At 44.7% G+C, this 700-nt stretch carries 1 protein-coding gene; it reads right to left on the bottom strand.

What is annotated here, in order from left to right:
* Window positions 1-623 (bottom strand): phospholipase A (locus tag R7R78_RS26405; RefSeq protein WP_225474647.1); only part of this gene is annotated, 623 nt, incomplete at its 3' end.
* Window positions 624-700 lie beyond the last annotated feature (77 nt).

Below are 700 nucleotides of genomic sequence, written 5' to 3'. Positions count from 1 at the left end.
TTTGATTCATGCTCAATACCGAAACCCAGCCAAGTTGAGCCACCAAGCGGCTGCCAACTTGTAGGAGTGAAGTAAAACAGCTCAGGACGATAATTGGTTTCGCGAAACGGACGCGACGCATCCCCCGTGTATACCTGCCAGAACGATTTGAGCGTCATACCAAAAAACAGGCCATCGCCGTCAAACAACAAATCGTCGTAGTTCATTGGTACTTTAAAGCTGATTTGAAACTCTGCCTCTTCCTTACGCAGTTCATCGCCGTATTTGGTGTCGGCATACGCACGTTTGTTTACGCGATCACTATAAGTAAACGGCAGAATGTAGTTAATTCGATGTGCAACCAAGCTAAAAGGCTCGAACGCGGTTTGCTTTTCTGATTCCAAACGTTTATCGATCAAGCTTTCCTGCGGTTCTTCTGATTCTTTCGTTGTTGATTCGACAGACGCAGTGCTCGTGACGGTATCTAACTCACACTGCTTGCGAATGCTCTCGATCGTTTCTTCGCCATTGCTTTTTTTGATTGTTTCTAGCAAACATAAATCGTATGCGCTTGCGGTCTCTCCCATCGCCACCGGAGCTACTAATAAACTCAGTATCGATATCCCTGTCGCTTTTGAAGCCATCTGAAATCCTCAATAATCTTGATGTCAAACCAGACAATTCTAATTTTTATCGGTAAATCACTTGCCATAACGGAGTT

This window comes from Vibrio sp. 2134-1 (assembly GCF_033339495.1).
The sequence above is the reverse complement of the archived record's forward strand: the minus strand, read 5'-3'. Positions and strand labels throughout refer to the sequence as shown.